We start from the raw sequence: 22,550 nt of genomic DNA, 5'->3' as shown, positions 1-22,550 counted from the left end.
GTTTTCATGGTATAATTTAGAGAAAAAGCAAGGAGTGTTTTTATGGAAACATTGAATACAAAAGGGTTGTTGCCGATTGCACTTGACGCTGTTGTGTTGGAGTGCAGGGACGCAGCCGCTTTATCTGATTTTTATATACGGCTTCTCGGCTGGAAGAAAAACCATGTGGAAGAAAACGAGTGGACGGATATTATTTCGCCCTCTGGCGGTGTAAAAATCGCCTTTCAGCAAAATCCAGACTACGTTCCGCCCGTATGGCCGGACGAGCCGAGCGCACAACAGCAAATGGCACATTTGGATTTTACGGTACAAAATCAGGAGCAGTTGGAGCTTGCCGTACAGCACGCGCTTTCCTGTGGGGCAGTAAAAGCCAATATACAATATGGCGAAGCCACTTCACCGGAAAGTGAATCCTTATGGACAACTATGCTTGACCCAGCAGGGCATCCCTTTTGCTTTGTCATTTGGTCGTAACTTCGGGCCAACTTGGCCCGAAGTTCATTATCGCTCTGCGCTGTGAGTGGAAACCGTCTGCCGGGCCGGGGTCTTTTCAAGCCCGGCCTGCCGTACCCGCCAATAATCCGGGTTGTGTTCCCGAAGTGACTGATTGATGTTTTCCTCAAAAGCCACCTTATCCTTAATACGGTCAGGAACCGCCCACAGCTTTTTATCCAAAAGCTCCCGCAGGGCAACATCTTCCTGCGTATCTTCCTCAAAGCAGAGAAAACCGCTGTGACGGAAGCCGCACTTGATAGCGGCAGGAGAAAGCACCGCCGCCATATCCTTTGCAACCATTGTCCCGCCGTGACTGGCGGTACTCACAAGAAACACGCCGGGGCAGAGCATATCACAGGTCTGCACCTTGCCCCACGGCGATTGTTCCGGCTGTTGGTAAAGCATAGAATCCTCCTTTCCGGCACTTCGGGCCAAGTTGGCCCGAAGTTACCTTTCTGCATTTTGGGCCTTACTGGCCTTTGCCGTAGTAGAACGGGCGGCGTTTTCCTGTGCCGCCTGTTTGGCTCCCTCTGCAAGCTGTTTCGGGATAGACTGCTTTTCGGGGGAAGCAATGGCAGCGGCGCGGGTCTGCAACTTTTCAAGCTCCGCATGGTAAGCTGCTGTCACGGCTTCGGTCAGCTCGGCGCGGAACTCTTTTGTGATGGGGCGGGACGTATCCCGGTAGCCGGTCTTGCTGGTCTTATCCGGCTTGCTCGGCATACCTACAAAAATGCCCTTGTCGTTTTGCAAAATCTTGAAATCGTCAATTACAAAGCAGTCGTTCAGTTTCAGACTGGCAAAGCCTACAAGATTGCCTTTGGGTTCAATGAGCCGGGCGGTAACGTCCAGCTTCAGCGGCAAAGCCGCCTGTCCGGGTTGCGGTTCCGCTTCCTGCGGAACCGGTGTTTTTTCGTTGCTCATAGTAAAAAATTCTCCTTTCTCACTTCGGGACAAGTTCGAGGTGTTGACAAACCCCGTCATCTGGGATGAAAACACAAAAAAGTAATGGGACAGGCAAAAAAATAGCGCCTTGGAGGTTATCCTAAGCACTTAATCATTCGTTTGAGGTTCAAGGCGGTTGCCGAAAGGAGGCAGTGGTCTTCCGCTGCCTCTATTCCTCGCCTGAACAGGCACCTTAAGTTGTGCATCCATTTCTGGGCCGCAAAGCTGCCCTCACACCAAATCTGCCGCAGGCCGAGAATACGCTTGTGGGTAGAAGCGTCGTCCGTTTTCCGCTGCCTTTTTACGGCTTCCTCAAAGATGTTCTTCCGGATGGTTCGGCTTCGGTGGCTGTTGCTCACACATTTGCTCAGCATCGGGCAGGCCCGGCAGTCCTTCCTGTCGGCTCTGTATATCCGGCAGATATTGTAGCTCTCCCTCTCAAGGCTCCGCAGTGTCAGTTCCTTTCCCCATGGACAAAGGAAGCAGTCCTTTTCCGCATCGTACCGAAAATCCTCGCGCTTGAGCTCCACCTTGTAGGTCGCCCCGCCCGTTTCCCCGGGCGTGTGCAGCCGGATGCCCATATCCTCCATCGCCCGGTAAATCATGCTGGTGCCGTAGGCGCTGTCCGCGCCGGCTTCCTGAATTTCCAATCCCATGTGTTCCCGCATGTATTCGATGCGCCCCAGGTATGGCTCCGAATCGTTCGCGTTTCCTGGCGTCACCGCCACGTCTACCACGATTCCATGAGCGGCGTCTACGCTTTGGTGATCCAGATAGTGCATCCCCTCCGGTTTCCCCGACCGCCGCAGCATCCCGGCATCCGGATCGGTGGTGCTGACCGTCTTTTCCACTTTTGTGCTTTCCTTTTTCTCACGTCCGGCACGCTGCGGCTTGACGGCGCCGGATGACTCCAACCTCACACGTTCCTCTGCTTCATACCGGTCCAGCCGTTCCATGTAGTCCGTTGTCTCGCGCTCCGCCAGCACTTTTGTATTCGCCTTAAAGGAAGCATTCGCTTTTACATGCGTGGAATCTGTCAGAATGATCTTTCCATCCACCAGTCCCTTTTCCATGCATAGATGCAGAATATGCTCGAACAAGTGGCGGAACACATTTTTTCCATGAAATCGCCTGCGCCGATTTTGGGAGATCGTAGAGTGATCAGGCACCCGGTCATCCAGATCCAACCCCAGAAACCACCGGTAGGCCATATTTACTTGAATCTCCTGCTCGATGCGCCGTTCCGATTCGATTCCGTACAAATACCCGACCAGCAGATATTTTACCAGCACTACCGGATCGACCCCAGGCCTTCCGTTATCTGGGCAGTACAAATCCCGAACCTCGTCGTAGATGAAGCTGAAATCCACAGCCTTTTCCAATTTTCGCAAAAAGTGCTCCTGCGGCACCAGATCCTCAAGGGTGATACAGTGCATTTTTATTTGTACCCCGGCTCGCTCTGTCAGCATCCCTAAACACATCCTACTGCTTTTTCTTTGCCTATATTATACCATTTTTGCCCTTCCTTTTGCTACTTTGTCAACACCTCGAAGTTGGCCCGAAGTTATCAGTGCGCTCCAAAAATGGATTTCGCAAGGCTTCCCGTTTTGAACATAGTAAAGCATAGCAGAACCGTATAGCCAATAACCGTCCATATGGCTCCAATGGGGTCGCCGCCTACGGCGATACTCTGCACCAGCTTTGCGTAAATTCCCACGCATACCAAAATCAGCAAGCCTTGAAAGCCCACGGCGCACAGGGATTTCAGATAGTTCTGACCCATGCCGCCGATTTCCCGGTTGACCAAGGTCGCTATTGGCACAGGGGCTAAACTGGTGAGTAGGTAAATTTCAATCATTCTGCCGTACACAATGACAAACACAACAATGTTAATTACTACGACTACTATTCGTATCAGGAAAGATTGCATCCACAGGCCAAGCAGAGGGCCGATTTCCATTGTCATGAGTTGGGTTTCCAAGCTATCCAGCATATCGGAGCTTACCGCCGTGTTTCCTGCAATCACGCCCCCTGCGTTGTTAATGACGCTTTGGGAAACATCAAATACTGCCATTACGATATTGAACGTGTTGGAAAGGAGCAGTACCGCGACAAAGGTCTTGAATATCCACTTGAAGAAAATCCATGTGTCAATGTCGTGCAGGTTGTTCCGCTCAATCAGCATTTGTATCAGCTCATAGCACATGACAAAGGTAAGCACCAGTCCGGCAATCGGCAAGACAACCGTTTCGGAAAGCTGCCGTATGAGGGAGAACACGCCGGGGTTCCAATTCCCCGGCGTGGTTCCCACCTGTGTTGCAATCTCTCCGATCTGGTCGTTCACGTTCTCGAAAAGGCCGCTTAAATTGCCCATGATACCGTCCACCAGCAGGCCCTTTATCCATTCGTTAATCCAGTCGGTGAGAAAATCCATACCGGCCTACCTTAAAACAGGCTGGAAAGCATAGGCACAAGCGTTGTTCCCAGCAGGATAACGCCGCCCCCGGCCATGAGCTGTTTAATGCCTTGCGATTTCGCGCCCGGATTGTCCGACCCGTAACCTTCCAAAAGGTTGATAACGCCCCACACGGCAAGACCCGCGCCAAGAGCTACAACAAGGGTTTGCAAGGTACTAACTGCACTCGTAAAAAATCCCATAATCTGATTACCTCCATATTTTCATATTGTTTTCGGGTACAAAAAAACCGCCATTTTCGGCGGCTGTCACTTCGGGACAAGTTGGCCCGAAGTTATGCAAATGCTTCCGGGTCGTCCACATCATCATAGTTGAGAATGTCCTCGTTCTCGTCTATGGCGGCGGTTTCCCCGTCGGCACTTACTTCATAAACGGTATACTGCTCATTGGGATTGAGCTTTTTCATGCGGCGGTTTACCAGCTTTGAAGCGTCAAAAGCGTTGCGCTTGTCGGCTTCGGCGGTATACCTGTAATTGGGGTGCTGTTTTAAATCGTATTTGGGGGAAAGGAATGGACGCAGACCGCGAAGCTGTAAAATGCACTTGTTGCCCGGCATAGTGGTCAATTCGTCCATTGTCATAAGCTCCTTGCCGAGCCGTTGCAAGTTCTGTCCGTAGCTTTCCGACTGGCCCCGTGTCCGGCTTTCTGTCTGCATGGAAATGGTTTCTTTCCCCAAGACCTCCGAAAGCTCCTTGATGGTGGAATGTTCCCGCCCACCAAGAAAAATCACGCTGTCCATATTCCCCATAATGGTTTCAGCGTGGTCTTTGTATAAGGCTTTGAGTTGGCTTTGCGCCTGTAAAAACAGGCACAGGGAGATTTCACGGGAGCGGATAACGGCAACCAGTTTTTCCAGTTGAGGCACTTGTCCTGTATTAGCGGCTTCGTCCCATAGCACCCTTACATGATGGGGGAGCCTGCCGCCGTATTTGCTGTCAGCCCGTTCGCACAAAAGATTGAACATCTGCGAAAAAGCAAGGGCAACAATAAAGTTGTAGGTCGTATTGGTGTCGCTGATGATGAAGAAGGTGGCGGTTTTCTTATCGCCCATGCGGTCAAGTTCCATTTCATCATAGCTCATAATCTCCCGGAGCTGTCCAATATCAAATGGGGCAAGTCTGGCTCCGCAGGAAATCAGGATACTTTTCGAGGTTTTCCCGCTGGCGAGCTTGAATTTTTTATACTGGCGCACCGCAAAATGGTTGGGATTGCGCTTTTCCAAGCCAAGGAACATATAGTCCACGGCGTTCTTGAAATTTTCATCATCTTCCCTTGTTTCCATGCTGTTCAGCATATCCACTAGGGTATTGATATGGCGTTCTTCCTCCGGCCCCTCAAGGACGATATAGCCGATTAAAGCACAATAAAGCAAGGTTTCTGCTTTCGTCCAGAATGGATCACCCTCTTTACCGTCGCCCTTTGTGTTCTCAATCAGAGCGTTTACAAACTTCAAAATATCGCTTTCCGTCTTTAAGTAGGCCAGCGGGTTATAGTGCATTGACCGGGCAAAATCAATGGAATTGAATACCTTGATTTTGTAGCCCTGCTTTTTCAGAAAAGAGCCGACCTGCTCTAAAATGCCGCCCTTTGGGTCAACCACCACATAGGACGAATGAGCCTGTAAAAGCTGTGGGGTCAGCCAAAAGCGAGTTTTCCCGCTTCCGCTGGAGCCTATGATACAGCAGTTAAGGTTTCGGGCGTTGGCGGGATTGGCGGGTCGGGTATTCATGGTAAGAAGCTCTGTCCCGGTTAGTATCACGTTGTTGCTGAATTTTGGGTCGATAAAGGGCTTGATGTCCTTTGCCGTTCCCCACCGGGCCGAGCCATATTCCACATCCCTCCGAAACTTTTTTGCGTTTTTTACCTTATACCATACCACCAGCCGGAGTATGACCGCCCCGGCAAGGCCAATGAGCCAATCGGACAGCACAAAGCCCGGCGCAAATGAAGCAAACGCCGGGCTTATAGTCTTTATCATGCCAACCAGTTTATTTCCGAAGTCTGCACCTGCCGCAAGGCGGTAGGCTGTGCCGAGCTTCAGACAGAACCACAGCACCAACAGATAGGGAACATTGGGAATCACATATCTACGGATTTTATCGTTCATTCCGCACCACCTCCCGTTTTCGTTCCTTTTGTCGCGGTTTGGTGCGCTCCCTGTCGGCAAAGGCTTTTAACTGTTTCAGAATAGAGGGGTGGCGGCTCTTGCCCCGGTTCAGCACCAGCTTTGTATATTCGCCAAAACAGGCGGTAATAGCGTCAGCCTGCCCGGCCTTGAAGAATAACAAATATTTATCCGGCCCGGTTTTGTGAAAAGCATAATCTACATTGTACTTTCGGGCCACACGGTCAAAGAGCTTCGTATCCCCGGACAGGTCAAGACTGTTTGTAGAAACGCCGTGGTTCATCAACTTTTTTACGCTCTGTCTGCCCTGCGGGGTCTGCCGCTTCTGATGGCCCTTTTGTATCTGCCGGAGTGCTGCCGCCAGCACCTTTGCCAGCGTCCGGCCCGTCAGTTTTGTAGCATTGACAGATAGGGCAACCGTCCGGCGTTCAATATCTTCCTGCATGAAATTCCTCCTTTCCTGCCAGATATGGCAATCGTATAGGCGGGAGGACTTCGGGCCAAGTTGGCCCGAAGTGTGTTACCTCTCTGCATTGACAGGGCGGGGGCGTTCTGTGGTGGGAGCGTCCTTTTGTGCCTGCGCGATTTTTTCATTGTGAGTAGCAAGAGCTTCCCGGATAGAGGGCTTTTTCTCTGCCGCCCGTTCTTCCAACCGTGCCAGCGTATTCAAAGATTTTTCTATATGGCTTTTTATACTGGAAAAATGGGAACGCTCCGCACGGAATGGAGCGGATATGACCGCCGCCAGCTTGCCGGGCTGTTTTACTTCCTGTGCCGCTTCTCTGCCAAGCATGACCCGACCCATGTTTTTCAAATGCCGCCCGGCTTGATGGTATTCGGTGCTGATGGCTTCGATTTTGGCAATAGCCTTATCGTCGTACTGAATATCCTTTGTGAGCATATCCCGCATGGCTTCTAAAGTGGGGCGCACCTTGAAGAACCGGGCTACGTTATCCAGCGCGGAAATGCCGGTTTCCTTAAAAGCGGTAACGGCGTTCTTACAACCGTCTATGACGCTTTGCTTTAGCTCCGCCAATTTATCCCGCAAGTCCAATACCTGCCCCTGCATAACAATGACCGCCTTTTGCAAAGCGGTCTTAACCGGGTGGTTCTGTTCCTGTGCTGTTCGGAGTTCCTGCCGCATGGCGGCAAGCTCCTTTACAGCGGCGTCAAGCTGTTTTTCCATTGCTCCGACATGATGCAGAACCGCAAGAAAATCCTTTGTGGACGGGGAATTGTTTTCCCGCAATATCGCCAAAAGCTCCTTAACGTGTTCATTTTCCAAAATCGGCTCGGCGGTAGTTTTCGTTTTTGCCATAGGCTTTAACCTCCTTTCACACTTCGGGCCAAGTTGGCCCGAAGTTGGTTATCGTTCCGCATTGGCGGGGTGGGGGCGCTCACGGGCGGCGGTGACGGTTTCGTTTATCATCTTCCCGTAGCTTTCCAGCGTTTTCTTGATGGATTTTTCCGGTTTGGGATAAGCAAAAATTCGGTGTTCCTCCGGTAAATCGTCCCTGCCGCTGTAAAACTCGGTAAAGCTGTCGCCTGTCCGCACCACATAGCCGCCATCTGTAAAGCGTCCGTCCTCGTCCATGCTCATATCCCGTCCGTAGGCTTCGTAATCAATGTAGTTTGTTAAATGCTCTGGGATTTCCAGCGTACACATTTCATCAATATAGAATCGCCCCAAATCTTCCTCATTCTCAATCCCGGCGTAAAACTCAAAACAATCCAGATTTTGCGTAAGGTTAATTAGGGCGGGTACACTGTTGTACTCCCCGAAGTCCACGGCGGCAGAAAACTTTTCTAACTCCCATTCCTCCATATCATCCAGCAGGGAAGCCAGATAGTTCAGCTCGTCAATGCTTTCATATTCGCCCAAGCAGTCACGCAGGCCGGGTACGTCGGTTTCATAATTAGTAATGAAAATTTCCTCATACCGCACACCGTCCACATGGATACGCTTCAAAAGAGCCTGCACTTCCTCGGTGGTGGCAGGGAGCTTTAAAGGCTCCCCGTCCAAATATCCCTCGTTATACCGTCCAAGATTGGTAACAAAGGCTTCAAGCATGGTCTTTTTCCTGCCCCTGTGTTTTCACGGTCAGAATCCCGTCCAGCGTGGTTGCCGTGATGTTCAGCCGCCCGGCAACGGCAATGTCGTTTTTCACGTCCTCGTCAATATCGCTTCCGCATACGACAAGTACATGGGCGCGGCGCAGGAGATCCCGGCTCATATCAATGCCGCTTTTATGTTCCTCCGGGATTGCGTCATTGAGAAAAAGCGGAAGATACAGGGTCGGGCAAACCGGGGAAAACCCGGCTTCATAGACTGCCCGGCAATACTGCGCCGCCTGTTTGGTATCCGTATCGTGATTGCCGCACCACGCGGCAGTAATGTATGCTAAAGGTCGTTTCATGATTTAAGCACCTCCGTTCTTGTTGCGCTGAATGTGTCAACCTATCCCCCCGCCCTTTCCACGCTTGGAAAGGGAGCAGCTCAAAGGAATATATATCCCCGTCGCTTGACTGCCTTAAAGCATAACCGGGAGAAATCCGTCAAGAGTGCGAAGCACCGCCTACGGCGGCAAGCTCTTGACCGATTTTCCCGGCTATGCTACCCAATAAGCGGCGACGGGGAATATATTTATCCTTAGAGCTTTGGGGCACGGGGCAAAGCCCCGCATATACCGACTTCGGGCCAACTTGACCCGAAGTGCTTATTTTTCCTGTTCGGCTTTCTTTTGAGGAGCCGAAACCTCTTTCAGCTTCGCCTTGTTTTCCTCCAGCAGTTTCATAATGGTATCCTTCATTTCGCGAGGTGTTTTCTCCTTGCCGAAATACTGGCTTAATTCCTGACTTGAAATAATCACTTTGACTGCCTCCTTTTTTTCTTCTAACATGATTCCGTCAATCACATCGGGGTTTAACAACTTCTTTTGGTCAAGGTCACGCATACGCTGTGCCTGTGAGAGTGAGGGAGCCGACTGCTGGCCCTCAATGGCGATAGCGATATACCGCTGATTTTTGGGCTTGATGAACGCAAGCTCCACGGCGGGAGTGAACGCGATTTTCTTTTCGTCCACCATTTTTATAAGGTCGGGAACCAACTCATTGAGCTTAATATACCGCTGAACCTGCTTGACCGTCATTTTGTTGCGCTCTGCTACAACCTCATTGGAGCGTTGCCCGTTGCCGGTTCGCGCGCCCTGCCGCTTGATGGCTTCCAACTGCATTTGCAGGGCTTTGGCCCGTTCACTGGGCAGGATATTTTCACGCTGGTTGGTGTTGTCCTCTACCATCTGCGTGATGGCCTGTTCGTCCGTCATGTTGCGGATAATACAAGGCATATCCGCAAATCCGGCTAATTCGCTGGCCTTCTGGCGGCGGTGGCCTGATACGATTTCATAGCCGCCATCTTCACGGGGGCGCACAATGGCAGGCTGGGTAACGCCCTTGTCCTTAACGCTTTCCACCATAGCCGCCATTTCTTCATCATTACGAACCTGAAACGGGTGATCTTTGAAAGCGAAAAGCTCGGAAAGATTGAGATAAACAATCTGTTCCTGTTCGCCGGGGCGGGGTGCTTCCCTCGGTTCGGACGGCAGTTCCGGGGCAGGGGACGGCGTTTCCTGCTGTGCCTGTTCCGTAGCTTGCGGGGAATCAGAAGCCCCGCCGCCAATTTCTGCGGCTTGTTTCGGTTTATCCGGCTTTTCCGGTTTTACAGCCTTTGGGGCTTTTTCCTGTTTGGCAGGGCGAGTAGGCTTTTTGTCCGCTTTTTCAGTGGTTTTTTGTGAGCGAGATTTGGGCTTGCTGTTAGCCGTTTTCGGCTCGTTTTCCTTTCCCTTATCCATACCGGGTTTCTCTGGCTCTGCCTTTTTTTCGGTGTGTGCTGATTTTTCCATGTCCTTTTTTTCGGGGGCGGTCTGCTCCGCTTCCTTTACCGCCGCCTGTTTCCCGGAAACAATCTCATTGATTTTGTCAAAGGAAACCACCACATCACCGGGGGCGGGAATGTCAATGCGATTAGGTTCTTCCGGTCTGTCCTTATCGGATTCAGACAGGGCGGTTTCGTCCTCACGGGGAAGTGCCGCTGTTTCCTCGGCGGTCTTTTCCGGAGCAGGAGCTTCTCCGCCAATCTCCGGCATGGGAGCAGGCGTGTTTTTTTCTTCTGCTGTTGCTTCCTGGGCCGGGGCGGTTTTTACTTCGTCCGGTTTGTTTGGCTCATTTTTTGCCATGCGTTTTTCCTCCTTGTCTGTTTTATGGCATGAAAAAGGGGCTTGATTTTTTAGGTCAAGCCCCACAGGGATTTGTAATCCCCCCTTTCCACTTCGGGCCAAGTTGACCCGAAGTTCCGCTATCCAGATACAAAAATACCGCCTATCTTGTCCAATTAGGCGGTATCCTGTGTAATGTGATAGCTCATATTTTATTTTGGTATTCCCTTATCCCGCATAGAATAAGGGTTTTTGCAGTTTTCCTAATACGTTTGGCTCATACGTAGATACGTTGGAAAAAATGCGAAAAGGATTGAAGAGCACATCAAAAATCAATTAGCAGATGATCAAGCGTATGAACAGCTAAGTTTAAAGGAATATATAGACCCGTTTACGGGTGAGCCAGTAAATAAAGGCAAAAAATAGAGGCACTTATAAGGGCTAAGCCAGTGGATAAGGTGCGGTTGGGGCCCTTATACTCGTGGGACCTTTGAGGTCCAAGCCGGCAATAGTCCCTTACAGGGACAGAGCAAACTACCGGCTAAGCCGGTAGTCATGATTGTTTTCCTGTCGTTTTTATTGTGTTCCCATCTGTGGCCCTGTACCCGGCTGTGTACCCGTCTCAGGCTGTGTACCCGTCTCAGGCTCTGTACCTGGCTGTAGCCCTGTGCCAGGTCCTATTATTGCTCCCGGTGCTGTTGTGAACTGAGACCCCCATTCTTTTATTTCACCGCATCCGATTTTTTCTCCGGCACCACCATGTGGCTGAGTTCTGTAATCATCGGGGTGATCATGGATAACTACGGTTCTGCCAATGACATCATCCGGGAAAAACCTGCCTGTATACACTGCGAGCCATGCCATGCCGTAAGAAGAAAGAAGCACTGGGAGATCTCCCACATGCTGTGGGTGCTGGGCATATTCAGGGCTGTAATGAGTCAGCGTATCAGCAAAAGGCGGCTCATCCGGCGGCCCTGTACACGTAGCTCCTTCGTGAATATGAAACCCAAAAAATTTACCTAAGTACTGTTGATCTTGGTCCGGCAGCCCATAAATTTCTGCCACTACGATCGTTCCTCCATGTACTTCATAAAAATACACCATGCCATGCAGATCGGGATATTTGTATGAACCTCTTACATCGGCATATGCCTCCGGTGGCCCGTTTAATTTTTCTAACATAACATCGCCCTCCTCATCTCAGTATATGAGGAGAGGGGGAAAAATGACTCTAATTTCCGCACTCAATACTTATTTCATTAAATTTTCCCAGTATATCATCGACTTTCATCTTTTGCTTTTCTTCCCCGGCAATGTCCAACACAATCTGACCCTGGTGCATCATAAGCAGTCTGCTTCCATATTCCACAGCATAGCGCAGATTATGCGTCACCATGATAGTCGTCAGATTTTTCTCTTTTACAATCCTGTCTGTCAGCTCCATAATCAATTCTGCTGTCTTCGGATCCAGAGCTGCAGTGTGTTCATCCAGGATTAAATAATCTATCGGAGTCAGCGTGGACATTAGAAGTGCCATGGCCTGCCGCTGTCCTCCTGAAAGTGAACCCACTTTCACATCCATTTTATTTTCCAGACCCAGATTCAGACTGCCGAGCAGTTTCTGGTAATGGGCTTTGCGTGCCTTATTTACGCCTTTTCCAAGTCCGTAAGTTCCTCCTTTGTTGTCTGCAAGAGACATGTTTTCCAGGATCGTCATAGAAGGACAGGTTCCCATGGCCGGGTTCTGGTAAACTCTCCCAATTCTCCGGTTTCTCTTATATTCCTTCATTCCGGAAATATCTTCGCCATCCATCAATATCTGTCCTTTTTCCACCGAAATGCTCCCACAGAGAATATTCAGCATGGAGGTCTTGCCGGACCCATTACTGCCCACAACAGAAATAAAGTCCCCTTTATCCGCGGTCAGATTAAAATCCTCAAAAAGACACATTTCGTTGAGTGTACCCGGATTATAATATTTTCGGATATTCTTTAACTCAAGCATTCTTCTTCACCTTCTTCTTTCTGTCCATGCCGATAATTAATATGATTAAAAACAATACCGCTGTAATCAGTTTCATATCCTGAGGTTCAAAAAACTTTAATGCTGCGGCAACACACGCTTTGTAGATTACGGATCCTATCAAAACAGCTGTGGTCGTGTTAACAAGGCGCACATTTTTAAACAAACTCGTTCCGATGATTACACTGGCAAGACCAATTACAATTGCTCCGGTTCCGCTGGAAATCTCAAACACCCTTTGTTCCTGACAGAAGATACTTCCTGCCAGCGCCACTAGGCCATTTGCTATTGAAAGGCCCAGGATTTTAACGTTTCCCTGATCCTTGGCAAGTGAAGTTACAAGATTTGCATTGTCGCCCACTGCCCGAAGCAAAAGTCCTGATTTTGTCTTTAAATATAAATCAAGCAGTACCTTGCTGATTACCGCAATTACAAGTACAACCACAAGCACTTTGTAAGATGCAAGTCCGCCTCCAAAAACTTTATTCATCCAGCTATTGTCAAAAATACTTTCGTCTCCAAATATAGGGACATTCGCCGTTCCTGCCAGACGCAGGTTAATTGTCCACAGGGCCGTCATCATGATAATACCGGATAACAGATCTCTTACTTTACATTTCACATGGATAAGGCCTGTGCAGACTCCGGCCGCAGCCCCTGCCAGAAAGGAAGCCGGAATTGTCAGATATGGATTTACACCATTTGCAATCATCGTAGCCGTAATTGCAGCCCCGAGCGGGAAGCTTCCATCCACGGTCAGATCCGGGAAATCCAGAATTTTATAGGTGATATATACCCCGAGAGCCAGTATCCCGTAAATCAGCCCCTGTTCTAAAGTTGTTACAAAAATAGCCATAATCTTCCTCCGGTTTCCTATCTCTTTTTATATCACACCCTACTGTAAGGTGTCTTATTTCGAAATGCTGTCAAAGCTTTCTACTGCACTCTTTACAAATTCTTCGTCTAAAGTAATTCCCAGGTCTTTTGCTGCTTTTGTATTTACATACAGTCCCGGTTCAGAAATCGTCTCATATTTCATTTCAGATGCTTTCTTTTCTCCCTTTAACACTTCAGCTGCCATTTTCCCGGTCTGTTTTCCAAGGGCAATATAATCAATTCCTTCCGCTGCAACGCATCCCAGTTTCACCTGCTCAACCTCACTTGCGAAGACAGGAATCTTCTTCTCATTTGCCTTGTCAAGAATTGTTGCCAATGAATTCACCACGGTATTGTCCGTCAGATTTGTCAGGCAGTCCACTTCACTCAGAATTTCATCTGCTGCCAATGATATATCCGCTGTCTGGGAAACCCCTTTTGTTACAATTGTAATCCCATAGTCTCCTGCAAGCTTTTCATATGTTTTAATTGCAGAAACAGAATTCACTTCACTTGTAGTATAAAGTATTCCTACTTTCTTTGCATCCGGAAGGACCTTGTGAATCATTTCCAGCTGCTTCTTAATCGGCAGTTCGTCACTCGTTCCTGTAACTTCTCCTGCCGGGGTCCCATCTTCATTTGCAAGTTTTGCTGCTTTTGGGTCTGTTACTGCAGTGAAAATAACTGGAATATCTGTATTCATTGCAGAGTTATATGCCGCCTGTGCACTTGGTGTCGCAATTCCACAGATTAAATCTGCCTTGTCAGATACAAATGCATCGCTGATTTGTTTTGCCGTCCCCTGGTCTGCCGCTGCATTCTTCACTTCCACCTTCAGGTTTTTCCCTTCCTCAAAGCCGCTCTCTTTCAAGCCTTCAATAAATCCTTCTCTGCAGTTATCCAATGACCCGTGCTCCGCAAACTGGGAAATGCCGACCGTATAGGTCTTTTCATCGCCTGTTTTGCTCTCTTTCGCATCTTCTCTGCTCCCGCATGCCGCAAGGCCCATAGCCATAACGGCCGCCAAAACTACTGCCAATACTTTCTTTTTCATAATTAGGTTCTCCTTTTCTTCTATCTTTATTTTCCCAATATGGTCCAAAAGCAAAGGAGCCGACTACGTGGATTCTTTTTGAGGTAAGCTTGTAAAAAAAGAAAACCGCCTCAAGCTAATAGCTTGAGACGGTAATAAAATACAGTTTTATTATCCGCGGTACCACTCAAATTGACGAATTGTCCACTTTATCACGTACTACATACGTTCCTCATTGATAACGGGTTTGGTTCCCGACGGCGCCTACTCTTCTCATTTCAGGCCGCCCTCGAAAGTCCATTCAGAATTAAAATCCATGCAGCAATCTCATCCCCTGCTGCTCTCTGTGATTTCTTTTAAAACTTACTTCTCTTTCTCATCGGTTTTGCTTTTGATAACTTCTATTGTAATTTCCCTAATCACATTTGTCAAGGACTTTTTGAAAAAGTGAAAAAGGGGTCTGACCCTTTTGCCGGCCATTTTCAGAATATTCTGACTTTATTCCTCTGAAACGTTCAGAATCCTCTGCAGAAATTGTCTTGTGCGTTCTTCTTTCGGATGAACAAATATGTCTTCTGCCGTGCCGGTCTCTGCAATAACACCTTTATCCATGAAGATAACCCGGTCGGAAACATCTTTGGCAAATGCCATTTCATGAGTGACAATTATCATAGTAAGCCCTGTATGTGCCAGGTCTTTCATTGTCTTTAGTACTTCACCGACCATCTCAGGATCGAGCGCTGACGTTGGTTCGTCAAACAGCATCACGTCAGGATCCATAGACAGGGCGCGCCCAATTGCGACCCTCTGCTTCTGGCCGCCGGAAAGCTGTGATGGCTTGGCATCAATAAATCTCTCCATACCGACCTTTTTCAAGTTTTCAAGAGCGGTTTTCTTCGCCTCTTCCCGGGATTTTTTTAATACTGTCACCTGGCCGGTCATGCAGTTTTCCAAAACGTTCATGTTATTAAAAAGATTAAATTGCTGAAATACCATGCCTAAGTGGGTGCGGTATTTGGGCAGATTATAATTCGGTGCCAGCACATTTTCATCTTTATAATAAATCTTCCCACCATTCGGCTTTTCCAACAGATTAATACATCGAAGCAGTGTGGATTTACCTGAGCCTGAGGATCCGATAATTGTTACTACCTCACCCTTGTCGACCATAAGGTCAATATCTTTCAGAACTTCGTTTTGGCCAAAGCTCTTTTTCAAATGTTCTATGTTAATAATTTCTGACATTTCTGCTCCTTTCTACTCTTCCTCCACTGCAATAGGTACATAGTCCTGCGGTCCGTCCAGTTTCTTCTCAACCAGGCGCAGAATCCTTGTTACGCTGAAGGTCAGCACAAAGTAAATCACGCAGATAATAAAATAAGTCTGGAAGAACATATAATTTGCTCCTGCCGCCGATTTTCCTTGGAAAAACAGTTCCGTAACGGAAATAATACTCAACACAGAAGTATCCTTGATATTGATAACAAATTCATTTCCTGTTGCCGGCAAAATGTTTCGCAGTACCTGAGGAACTACTACCTTTCGCATCGTTTGGCCGTGGGTCATTCCGATTGCCTGCGCAGCCTCAAACTGCCCTGTATCTACAGCAAAGATACCTCCCCGGACAATCTCGGACATGTAGGCTCCGGTATTGATTGACACAATGAAAAGGGCTGCCGCGGTACGATTCAGGTCAAACCCAAACAATAGCGCTGTACCATAATAAATGACAGCGGACTGTACAATCATAGGCGTTCCTCTAAATACTTCTACATACACATTCAAAAGCCAGCCGAAAAGCTTTTGAAATATTCTCTTACTCTTTTTATCTGATATTGGTATTGTGCGGTAAACACCAACCAAAAGGCCAATCAGACCGCCCAAAATAGTTCCTGCCAGAGCCAAAAACATAGTCATTCCCGTTCCTCTTAAGAACAGCATTCCATTTTGATTCAAAATTTTCAGGATAGGGCTGCCTGTGTCTTCTTCTGATGCGGGCTGATTTTCAATAGCCTCATCCATAATCTTTAAACGCTCATCTTTTGAAATCCCGGCCAGAATTTCATTAATGGCAGCTACGTCAGGATCACCTTTTCGCATACCAATTGCAACCGCAGTGTCATCAGGACTTGTCTGAAATCCGTTTTCCGCAGTAAATTCTATCATCTTCAGCTTTGGATTAACGCTCTCGGCAGTGACTCCCTCCGGCCTTTCACTGACATATCCGTCAATTGTTCCTGACTCAAGGGCTACTCTCATAGCCGGAAAATTATCCATAGCTTCCTGCATCTTTACGCCTGGAATCTGATTAATAACTGTATAGTGGAACGTATTAAGCTGTGCTGTAACCTTTGCACCGGAAAAGTCATCCAAACTTTTTGCCTTTGCATATTCACTGTCCGCTTTGGTGACCATTACCAGGTTTGACTCATAATACACATCTGTAAAATCAATCTGTTTTTTTCGCTCCTCTGTGGGAGACATACCGGCAATAATCGCGTCGATTTTACCGGACTGCAGTGCCGGAGGCAGACCGTCCCACTCCGTCTTTACAATAACCAGCTTTCGTCCCAGTTTGTCTGCAATACGTTTGGCAATTTCTACATCATAACCACCGGCATAGGATTTGTCTCCATCAATCGGCACAGCCCCGCTTTCATCCGTATTCTGTGTCCAGTTAAACGGAGCATACCCGGCCTCCATTCCTACACGGAATTCCTTTTGCTCCGTTCCCTGCGCCTGTACTTCATTTGTCAATCCCGGCACACATGCCAGCAATAGCAGCACCAATGACAGAATTGATACCTTCTTCTTCATCCTTTTCTCCTTTTCAATGAAACCATCAGTTTATGACGGAAACAAAGTTGCCGTAAATTTAAAAAAGCGTCTTTCGGAAAACCAAAAGCGCTTAATTCTTCTTCACCTATTTGTAAAACATAGCGCAACTTAGTCTCTAAAACTAAGACAGTCCATAAGCTCTTTACTTATGTCCCAACCAGAAGGCAAAAGAGATACCACCTGATTTCGGCGATGCTTCCTAGTTCTGCTTCTACATGTCTCTTCACTCCACAGCGTTAATAAGCCTCGCAACCTCTACCTCAAACAATGAGGTGTTTCACATATTCTTTTTTCTTATAAATTCTACAGTCTTTCAAAGTTATTGTCAATAGAAAATTAATAAATGGAACTTTAACCATCACTGCACCTTATAATGATAATAGACGCTCACCTTTAATATCCTTAGCATTCCAAGCAATCAGTGCGAATTTTCCGTCTGCATGTTCATTGATGCGATTGAGCCATTCCACCTCATTCTCTGCTTTTGCTTTCAGTATTGGGTTGGTTGTCTTTGTTCCATAAAGAGATTGATCAACAATCCACCATCTGGCGGCAATGCCTGCCCTTTTTAAATCTTCTTCTAAACGCAGCGCTTCATAAACAGGGGTTGCTTCAGGCAGAGTTACAATAAGCACCTCCGTTTCATCAGATTTCAGCCGCGGCAGAAGTTTTATAACCGATTCAGGAATCTCGCCTTTTGTACGCTGGATTTCATGATTATAACTTTGTGTAGATTCCAGCAAGAGCAGGGTGTGCCCGGTAGGTGCAGTATCAATCACTACTACTTGATCGTCAGCCTTATCTACAATTTCCGCAAATGCACGGAATACAGCAATTTCCTGTGTGCAAGGAGAACGTAAGTCTTCCTCAATATAGGCAATATCCTCATTGCTCATACCAGACGCGCGGGCCTTGTCAAGCACTTCAGACTGATATTTTTTCAGCTCTGCGGCCTCATCGACATGACTCATGGCAATACCACAGTTTTCATCTAATACAAATTTCAGATGTGCAGCAGGGTCTGTGGTTGCAAGATGAACCTTTTCTCCACGTTTTGCAAGTCCTAATGCGACAGCAGCGGCAACCGTAGTTTTTCCTACGCCACCCTTACCCATCGTAAAAATAACACGTTTGCCGTTTACAGTCAGCTCATCAATCACATGGCTTAATGTAGGAACATGAATGGTATTCAGTGTCTCCGTGCGTATAGTCACATGGTCAGCTTCTAGCAAGGCACGTACATTCTCCAGACCCGTAACATTATATGCACGCAGAGGTACCGTATAACAGGGAAGCACCTTCAGGCTTTCCGGTATCCTCTTCATCGCACGCTGCTGTTTCTCATACAGACTGTATGAAAGTGTATCGCTATATTCGGTCAGTATACCATTGATAATAAGCATCTGATTGTGAATGCCTAGTGTGGAAAGTTCATCCAAAGCACGCGCTGCTTCCTTAAATGGCGCTGTTTCAGGACGTGTCACAAGTATTAATGTGGTTAGTTTTCCATCTGCCAGAGTTTCCATCGCTTGTCTGTAAACTGCCTTTTTACTTTCCAGTCCGGACAGCTGCCCCAGACAAGAAGCTCCGTGGGTACTTTCACTGATAAAGTTGCTCCATGCAGACGGAAGCTGCAGCATGCGCAGTGTATGACCCGTGGGGGCGGTGTCAAAGATGATATGGTCGTATTTCTGTTGTATCTTTCCATCTGTGATAAAATTGGAAAATTCATTAAAGGCTGCAATTTCAACAGTACAGGAACCAGATAGTTGTTCTTCCATGTTGGCAAGTACGGTGTCAGGAAGTTTGCCTCGATAGGGTGTAATAACATTTTCCCGATACTCAGCGGCTGCTTGTACAGGGTCGAGATTCGCCACAACCATGTTAGGCACATCAGGAATCGGTGTCCCCTTATTTGTTAACTGCATTGAGAAAACGTCCTGTAAGTTTGAAGCCGGATCGGTACTAATTAGTAATACTCGCTTTCCGCTGTCTGCCAGCGATACAGCGGTGGCACAGGCAACACTGGTTTTACCAACGCCGCCTTTGCCGGTATAGAAAAGATACTTTGTAAACTTAATACAGTCAGGATCAAATATATTCATATTAGCAGCATCCCTCCTGGCAACAGCAACTATCACTTTGTTGTGCTTTTTCCGCAGGTTTTTCTAACAGTTCTGCAGGCACACCCATCCACTCAGTAAATTCTGCATTAGTGGGATATTTCCCAGTCAGAATGATTTCTCCGTCCAGTAAGATGACAGGCAAACAATCTGCTCCCTTATCATTGAGAAAGTCATTTACAACCTTATTATCCACAAACTCATCAGGTGCACTGTTAAGATTAAATCGGTCAACAGTTATGCCATGCTTTTTCAATGTATCCAGTACCGTAGAAATGCGAAGCAGCTCAGGATCAACCCCTACTCCACAAAGACCGGTCGGGCAGCACATGGCAGGTTCAAAAATTTGCATTGTTTTCATAAGAATACCTTCTTTCATATTGAATTTTTTCTATGCTTTGTTGGTTTTTTTGTCGGTATATATTCCTCAGAGAAACAGCACCGACAACAGTGATGAGAACAACTTTATTCGCTATCGCTTTTCCGATGGCAAATACAATCAGGAGTGTTGGAAAACATTTCTCCCAACTGTTTATAGAAGACTTGCAGGTTATTATTGTTTAGAGAGTAATACATCCACTTTCCCTCCGGTCTTGCATCCACAATACCTGCATCCATCAACACTTTCATATCGTGGGAAAGCGTTGGCTGTGTAATATGGAATTCTTCCAGAATCTTGCAGGCACACATTTCACCGCAAGAAAGCATATCAATAATCCGTAATCTCTTTGGATCAGACAAAGCCTTTAATACTTTTGCATTCTGAATGTACTTTTGCTCCATAGAATGACCTCACATAGAATTTTTTCTATATTTAATATATAACTTAAATAGATAAATGTCAATATATTTATTTTTTGCCTATATCTATATTTAATTTCCACGAGCTTTAACTGTATGTATTTAATGGGCTTCCTATAAACAGATGCAAGCCAAAGAAGCCCAGACTAATTCGTGTATTCTATCCCTTCTCCAAAAGCAGCCAGTTTGCTCTAAACGGCCGCATTAGATTCCAATATCCCACACCCCAGAGGTTATACTCTTTTGCCAGATTGATTTTTGCCTCAATACTGCGCACATCTTCAAACCATACTTCATGGGAAATCCCTTCCCTTGTGTACGTAAAGAAGGGGGTTTGGGCAATATCTGAAAATTGTATTTCTGCCCCGTTCTCTGCCGCAATCTGCACAGCCTCCACATTTCCTATCAATCTTGCTCTTGTGATTCCTTTCTCATAGGGAAGCGGCCAATCATATCCATAATTTGGTATTCCCATAATTATTTTTTCAGCCGGCATCTCTGTCAAGGCATATTCCACCACCCTTTGCACCATGTTAATCGGTGCCACTGCCATGGGCTCACTGTAGGTATATCCCCATTCGTAAGTCATAAGAAACACATTGTCTGCATTTGCACTCAGCAGTGCATAATCCATCCCTTCATAAAGCAGTCCTTCCTGTCCTGCAGATGTCTTTGGAGCCAGTGCCACAGACACTTTATAGCCATTTACATTCATGGTTTCTCTCACTCTGCCCACAAATTCTGCATACCCCACACGATCCTCAGGCAAAATGTATTCAAAGTCAACATCCACTCCTGCATATCCTTTTTCCTGCACTGTTGCCAGCAGGTTTGCAATCAGAGTCTGTTGAATTTCTATATTCTCGGCAAGCACTTTCACAAGCTGATTATTGAACGTACCATTTGCAAATGGCGTCAGTACAAGCATTGGCTTGACTCCGTTCTCCCATGCAGCTTCAATCATCCATAAATCATCCTGATACGGGGGGACAAGCTCGCCTGTGAATGTAAATCCATAAGAAAACACAAGCAGCTCATTGAGCGCCAGAAATGTCTGATCCAAAATAGACCGCTCAATAAAGGGATAAGCATATCCCGTAACATACAAATTATCTCTTATACTTCCGGACTCATCCACATCAAGCAGGAGAAGTGACTGCCCCACCACCAGATTTGGCTGTCCGCTCAGCTGATTATCAAAAGCAATCTTCCAAACAGGAATCTGGGTCTGTTCGGCTATCGAATATAATGTATCTCCGGGTTTTACCACATATATCACAAAAACACCCCCTATGTAACAACATATGAGAGTGTTTCTCTTTTTATGACAAAAATTACTTGGCTGATATCTCTACTTTTTTGCCGCTAAAAGCAACACCATATTTAAATATTGTCTTAATACCTTTTGTTTCAATGCAGCTTCAGCAAGCTTTTTCAATCCTTTTTGGTACAACATTTATTAGAAAACGGGTCTATACTATCAACATAGCATCTCCAAAACTGAAAAATCTATATTTCTCTTTCACTGCCTCTTCATACGCCGCCAGCACATGTTCCCTGTCTGCCAGTGCCGAGACGAGCATAATCAAAGTTGATTCGGGCAAATGAAAGTTTGTAATAAGACCGTCCAACACCTTAAAGCGGTATCCCGGATAAATGAAAATCTCTGTCCACCCGCTGCAGGCCTTCAGGTACCCGTTTTCATCTGCCGCAGCTTCTATTGTCCTGCAGCTTGTAGTTCCCACGCAGATCACACGTTTTCCGGTTTCCTTGGCACGATTTATTTTTTCTGCCGCCTCTTCATCAATAATGTAAAACTCAGAGTGCATGTGATGTTCTTTCACCTCTTTCACCTTCACAGGCCGGAATGTACCGAGCCCTACATGGAGAGTCACCCGTGCAATATCTACTCCTTTATCCTGGATTTTCTGCAGTAATTCAGGAGTAAAATGAAGTCCCGCGGTGGGGGCCGCCGCTGACCCTTCATGAGTAGCATATACCGTATTGTACCTGTCCTTATCCTTCAGCTGATGTGTGATATAGGGCGGCAAAGGCATCTGTCCGAGCTGATCCAGAATTTCTTCAAAAATTCCTTCGTACTTGAAATGAATGAGACGGTTTCCTTCATCCACCACATCCATCACTTCTCCCATCAGCAGTCCATCCCCGAAACTGATTCTGGTGCCTGGTCTTGCCTTTTTGCCCGGCTTCACCAGAGTCTCCCACACGTTATTTTCTTTCCTCTTCAAAAGCAGGACCTCTATTTTTGCCCCGGTGTCCTCTTTGACTCCGATTAACCTGGCTGGAATGACTTTTGTATCATTAATGACAAGGCAGTCTCCCGGTTCAAGATATCCTGCAATATCGCGGAATATATGATGCTCTGTTTTACCTGTCTTCTTATCTAGCACAAGAAGGCGGGAACCTGCCCGATCCTCCAGTGGATCCTGAGCGATCAGCTCCTGGGGCAGATCATAATAAAAATCACTTGTTTTCAATGCAAAATCCGCCTTTCTGTTATGAAGTGACCTCTTGTCAAGTGTTAATTTCAAGAAATCACTCTTTTTTCTATTTCTTATTTTTCCAATGCCTGGAGCATATGGA

At 47.1% G+C, this 22,550-nt stretch carries 23 protein-coding genes, 1 pseudogene, 1 riboswitch and 1 other annotated feature; of the genes and pseudogenes, 2 read left to right on the top strand and 22 right to left on the bottom strand.

Going from position 1 to position 22,550, the window contains the following annotated elements; translation table 11 throughout:
- Positions 1-42: 42 nt before the first annotated feature.
- Entirely contained in the window at positions 43-474 is a 432-nt protein-coding gene (locus tag EDD59_RS09760; protein WP_020072993.1) for a VOC family protein, read from the top strand.
- Positions 475-501: 27 nt separating this feature from the next.
- Here the strand turns inward: EDD59_RS09760 and EDD59_RS09755 are convergent, their stop codons facing one another.
- From EDD59_RS09755 to EDD59_RS09705, 11 genes are all read right to left on the bottom strand, one after another.
- Positions 502-900, bottom strand: a complete 399-nt coding sequence (locus EDD59_RS09755; protein ID WP_020072992.1) for a DUF7007 domain-containing protein — start codon at positions 898-900, stop codon at positions 502-504.
- Positions 901-942: 42 nt separating this feature from the next.
- Positions 943-1,449: a SpoVG family protein gene (locus tag EDD59_RS09750; RefSeq protein ID WP_051092145.1), complete on the bottom strand. Its 507-nt coding sequence runs from the start codon at positions 1,447-1,449 to the stop codon at positions 943-945.
- An 83-nt stretch (positions 1,450-1,532) separates the two neighbouring features.
- Positions 1,533-2,906, bottom strand: a complete 1,374-nt coding sequence (locus EDD59_RS09745) for an IS1182 family transposase (RefSeq protein ID WP_132381377.1) — start codon at positions 2,904-2,906, stop codon at positions 1,533-1,535.
- Between the two features lie 98 nt (positions 2,907-3,004).
- Positions 3,005-3,871, bottom strand: coding sequence for a VirB6/TrbL-like conjugal transfer protein, CD1112 family (locus tag EDD59_RS09740; RefSeq protein ID WP_079425945.1), 867 nt, complete (start codon positions 3,869-3,871; stop codon positions 3,005-3,007).
- 11 nt (positions 3,872-3,882) lie between these two features.
- Complete coding sequence (locus EDD59_RS09735) at positions 3,883-4,095, bottom strand: Maff2 family mobile element protein (RefSeq protein WP_011988858.1); 213 nt, start codon at positions 4,093-4,095, stop codon at positions 3,883-3,885.
- 92 nt (positions 4,096-4,187) lie between these two features.
- Positions 4,188-6,020, bottom strand: a complete 1,833-nt coding sequence (locus EDD59_RS09730) for a VirD4-like conjugal transfer protein, CD1115 family (protein WP_132381375.1) — start codon at positions 6,018-6,020, stop codon at positions 4,188-4,190.
- Positions 6,010-6,483: a PcfB family protein gene (locus tag EDD59_RS09725; RefSeq protein WP_011988860.1), complete on the bottom strand. Its 474-nt coding sequence runs from the start codon at positions 6,481-6,483 to the stop codon at positions 6,010-6,012. The genes EDD59_RS09730 and EDD59_RS09725 overlap by 11 nt, the downstream gene beginning before the upstream one ends.
- Positions 6,484-6,558: 75 nt before the next feature.
- A complete protein-coding gene (locus tag EDD59_RS09720; RefSeq protein WP_011988861.1) occupies positions 6,559-7,356 on the bottom strand; it encodes a DUF6674 family protein in 798 nt (265 codons plus the stop codon).
- 48 nt (positions 7,357-7,404) lie between these two features.
- Complete coding sequence (locus tag EDD59_RS09715; protein ID WP_079425950.1) at positions 7,405-8,109, bottom strand: antirestriction protein ArdA; 705 nt, start codon at positions 8,107-8,109, stop codon at positions 7,405-7,407.
- Positions 8,102-8,455, bottom strand: a complete 354-nt coding sequence (locus EDD59_RS09710) for a DUF7768 domain-containing protein (protein ID WP_011988863.1) — start codon at positions 8,453-8,455, stop codon at positions 8,102-8,104. The genes EDD59_RS09715 and EDD59_RS09710 overlap by 8 nt, the downstream gene beginning before the upstream one ends.
- A gap of 300 nt (positions 8,456-8,755) precedes the next feature.
- Positions 8,756-10,273, bottom strand: coding sequence for a ParB/RepB/Spo0J family partition protein (locus EDD59_RS09705; RefSeq protein WP_207652220.1), 1,518 nt, complete (start codon positions 10,271-10,273; stop codon positions 8,756-8,758).
- 270 nt (positions 10,274-10,543) lie between these two features.
- Here EDD59_RS09705 and EDD59_RS18110 point away from each other — a divergent pair.
- A pseudogene (locus tag EDD59_RS18110) lies at positions 10,544-10,678 on the top strand (IS200/IS605 family transposase); the annotation flags it as partial.
- 150 nt (positions 10,679-10,828) lie between these two features.
- Here EDD59_RS18110 and EDD59_RS09695 read toward each other — a convergent pair.
- The 11 genes from EDD59_RS09695 to queA form a co-directional block, all read right to left on the bottom strand.
- Positions 10,829-11,434 carry a superoxide dismutase family protein gene (locus EDD59_RS09695; RefSeq protein ID WP_132381373.1) on the bottom strand — a complete coding sequence of 202 codons (606 nt, stop codon included), beginning with the start codon at positions 11,432-11,434 and terminating at the stop codon, positions 10,829-10,831.
- A 49-nt stretch (positions 11,435-11,483) separates the two neighbouring features.
- A complete protein-coding gene (locus EDD59_RS09690; RefSeq protein ID WP_132381371.1) occupies positions 11,484-12,257 on the bottom strand; it encodes an ABC transporter ATP-binding protein in 774 nt (257 codons plus the stop codon).
- Positions 12,250-13,131 (bottom strand): ABC transporter permease, encoded by an 882-nt coding sequence (locus EDD59_RS09685; RefSeq protein ID WP_132381369.1) that lies wholly within the window; start codon positions 13,129-13,131, stop codon positions 12,250-12,252. Before EDD59_RS09685 ends, EDD59_RS09690 begins: the two co-directional genes overlap by 8 nt.
- A gap of 54 nt (positions 13,132-13,185) precedes the next feature.
- The gene (locus EDD59_RS09680) at positions 13,186-14,205 is read right to left on the bottom strand and encodes an ABC transporter substrate-binding protein (RefSeq protein WP_132381367.1); all 1,020 of its coding nucleotides are present in this window, start codon (positions 14,203-14,205) and stop codon (positions 13,186-13,188) included.
- 121 nt (positions 14,206-14,326) lie between these two features.
- Positions 14,327-14,573, bottom strand: a binding site (T-box leader).
- A 109-nt stretch (positions 14,574-14,682) separates the two neighbouring features.
- Complete coding sequence (locus EDD59_RS09675; protein WP_132381365.1) at positions 14,683-15,429, bottom strand: amino acid ABC transporter ATP-binding protein; 747 nt, start codon at positions 15,427-15,429, stop codon at positions 14,683-14,685.
- 12 nt (positions 15,430-15,441) lie between these two features.
- The gene (locus EDD59_RS18440; protein ID WP_132381363.1) at positions 15,442-17,001 is read right to left on the bottom strand and encodes an ABC transporter permease subunit; all 1,560 of its coding nucleotides are present in this window, start codon (positions 16,999-17,001) and stop codon (positions 15,442-15,444) included.
- A 112-nt stretch (positions 17,002-17,113) separates the two neighbouring features.
- A riboswitch (Lysine riboswitch) is annotated at positions 17,114-17,288 on the bottom strand.
- A gap of 102 nt (positions 17,289-17,390) precedes the next feature.
- Positions 17,391-19,127 (bottom strand): arsenical pump-driving ATPase, encoded by a 1,737-nt coding sequence (gene arsA, locus EDD59_RS09665; RefSeq protein WP_132381361.1) that lies wholly within the window; start codon positions 19,125-19,127, stop codon positions 17,391-17,393.
- 1 nt (position 19,128) lies between these two features.
- Complete coding sequence (arsD, locus tag EDD59_RS09660; RefSeq protein ID WP_132381359.1) at positions 19,129-19,506, bottom strand: arsenite efflux transporter metallochaperone ArsD; 378 nt, start codon at positions 19,504-19,506, stop codon at positions 19,129-19,131.
- 104 nt (positions 19,507-19,610) lie between these two features.
- On the bottom strand, positions 19,611-19,928 hold the full coding sequence (locus EDD59_RS09655) for an ArsR/SmtB family transcription factor (RefSeq protein WP_132381357.1): 318 nt from the start codon (positions 19,926-19,928) through the stop codon (positions 19,611-19,613).
- A gap of 178 nt (positions 19,929-20,106) precedes the next feature.
- The gene (locus EDD59_RS09650) at positions 20,107-21,225 is read right to left on the bottom strand and encodes a glycosyl hydrolase family 18 protein (RefSeq protein ID WP_132381355.1); all 1,119 of its coding nucleotides are present in this window, start codon (positions 21,223-21,225) and stop codon (positions 20,107-20,109) included.
- 193 nt (positions 21,226-21,418) lie between these two features.
- A complete protein-coding gene (queA, locus tag EDD59_RS09645; RefSeq protein WP_132381353.1) occupies positions 21,419-22,444 on the bottom strand; it encodes a tRNA preQ1(34) S-adenosylmethionine ribosyltransferase-isomerase QueA in 1,026 nt (341 codons plus the stop codon).
- Positions 22,445-22,550: the final 106 nt, after the last annotated feature.

Origin of the sequence: Muricomes intestini (assembly GCF_004346165.1) — a bacterium.
Lineage (GTDB): Bacteria > Bacillota > Clostridia > Lachnospirales > Lachnospiraceae > Muricomes > Muricomes intestini.
Note: the sequence above shows the minus strand (reverse complement) of the source record. Positions and strands in the feature narration are given on the sequence as shown.

Bases quoted from the DNA above. Each gene is read 5' to 3' on its own strand.
- EDD59_RS09760 (WP_020072993.1), top strand. From the start codon at position 43: ATGGAAACATTGAATACAAAAGGGTTGTTGCCGATTGCACTTGACGCT.
- EDD59_RS09755 (WP_020072992.1), bottom strand. From the start codon at position 900: ATGCTTTACCAACAGCCGGAACAATCGCCGTGGGGCAAGGTGCAGACC.
- EDD59_RS09745 (WP_132381377.1), bottom strand. From the start codon at position 2,906: ATGCTGACAGAGCGAGCCGGGGTACAAATAAAAATGCACTGTATCACC.
- EDD59_RS09740 (WP_079425945.1), bottom strand. From the start codon at position 3,871: ATGGATTTTCTCACCGACTGGATTAACGAATGGATAAAGGGCCTGCTG.
- EDD59_RS09735 (WP_011988858.1), bottom strand. From the start codon at position 4,095: ATGGGATTTTTTACGAGTGCAGTTAGTACCTTGCAAACCCTTGTTGTA.
- EDD59_RS09730 (WP_132381375.1), bottom strand. From the start codon at position 6,020: ATGAACGATAAAATCCGTAGATATGTGATTCCCAATGTTCCCTATCTG.
- EDD59_RS09725 (WP_011988860.1), bottom strand. From the start codon at position 6,483: ATGCAGGAAGATATTGAACGCCGGACGGTTGCCCTATCTGTCAATGCT.
- EDD59_RS09720 (WP_011988861.1), bottom strand. From the start codon at position 7,356: ATGGCAAAAACGAAAACTACCGCCGAGCCGATTTTGGAAAATGAACAC.
- EDD59_RS09715 (WP_079425950.1), bottom strand. From the start codon at position 8,109: ATGCTTGAAGCCTTTGTTACCAATCTTGGACGGTATAACGAGGGATAT.
- EDD59_RS09710 (WP_011988863.1), bottom strand. From the start codon at position 8,455: ATGAAACGACCTTTAGCATACATTACTGCCGCGTGGTGCGGCAATCAC.
- EDD59_RS09705 (WP_207652220.1), bottom strand. From the start codon at position 10,273: ATGGCAAAAAATGAGCCAAACAAACCGGACGAAGTAAAAACCGCCCCG.
- EDD59_RS09695 (WP_132381373.1), bottom strand. From the start codon at position 11,434: ATGTTAGAAAAATTAAACGGGCCACCGGAGGCATATGCCGATGTAAGA.
- EDD59_RS09690 (WP_132381371.1), bottom strand. From the start codon at position 12,257: ATGCTTGAGTTAAAGAATATCCGAAAATATTATAATCCGGGTACACTC.
- EDD59_RS09685 (WP_132381369.1), bottom strand. From the start codon at position 13,131: ATGGCTATTTTTGTAACAACTTTAGAACAGGGGCTGATTTACGGGATA.
- EDD59_RS09680 (WP_132381367.1), bottom strand. From the start codon at position 14,205: ATGAAAAAGAAAGTATTGGCAGTAGTTTTGGCGGCCGTTATGGCTATG.
- EDD59_RS09675 (WP_132381365.1), bottom strand. From the start codon at position 15,429: ATGTCAGAAATTATTAACATAGAACATTTGAAAAAGAGCTTTGGCCAA.
- EDD59_RS18440 (WP_132381363.1), bottom strand. From the start codon at position 17,001: ATGAAGAAGAAGGTATCAATTCTGTCATTGGTGCTGCTATTGCTGGCA.
- arsA (WP_132381361.1), bottom strand. From the start codon at position 19,127: ATGAATATATTTGATCCTGACTGTATTAAGTTTACAAAGTATCTTTTC.
- arsD (WP_132381359.1), bottom strand. From the start codon at position 19,506: ATGAAAACAATGCAAATTTTTGAACCTGCCATGTGCTGCCCGACCGGT.
- EDD59_RS09655 (WP_132381357.1), bottom strand. From the start codon at position 19,928: ATGGAGCAAAAGTACATTCAGAATGCAAAAGTATTAAAGGCTTTGTCT.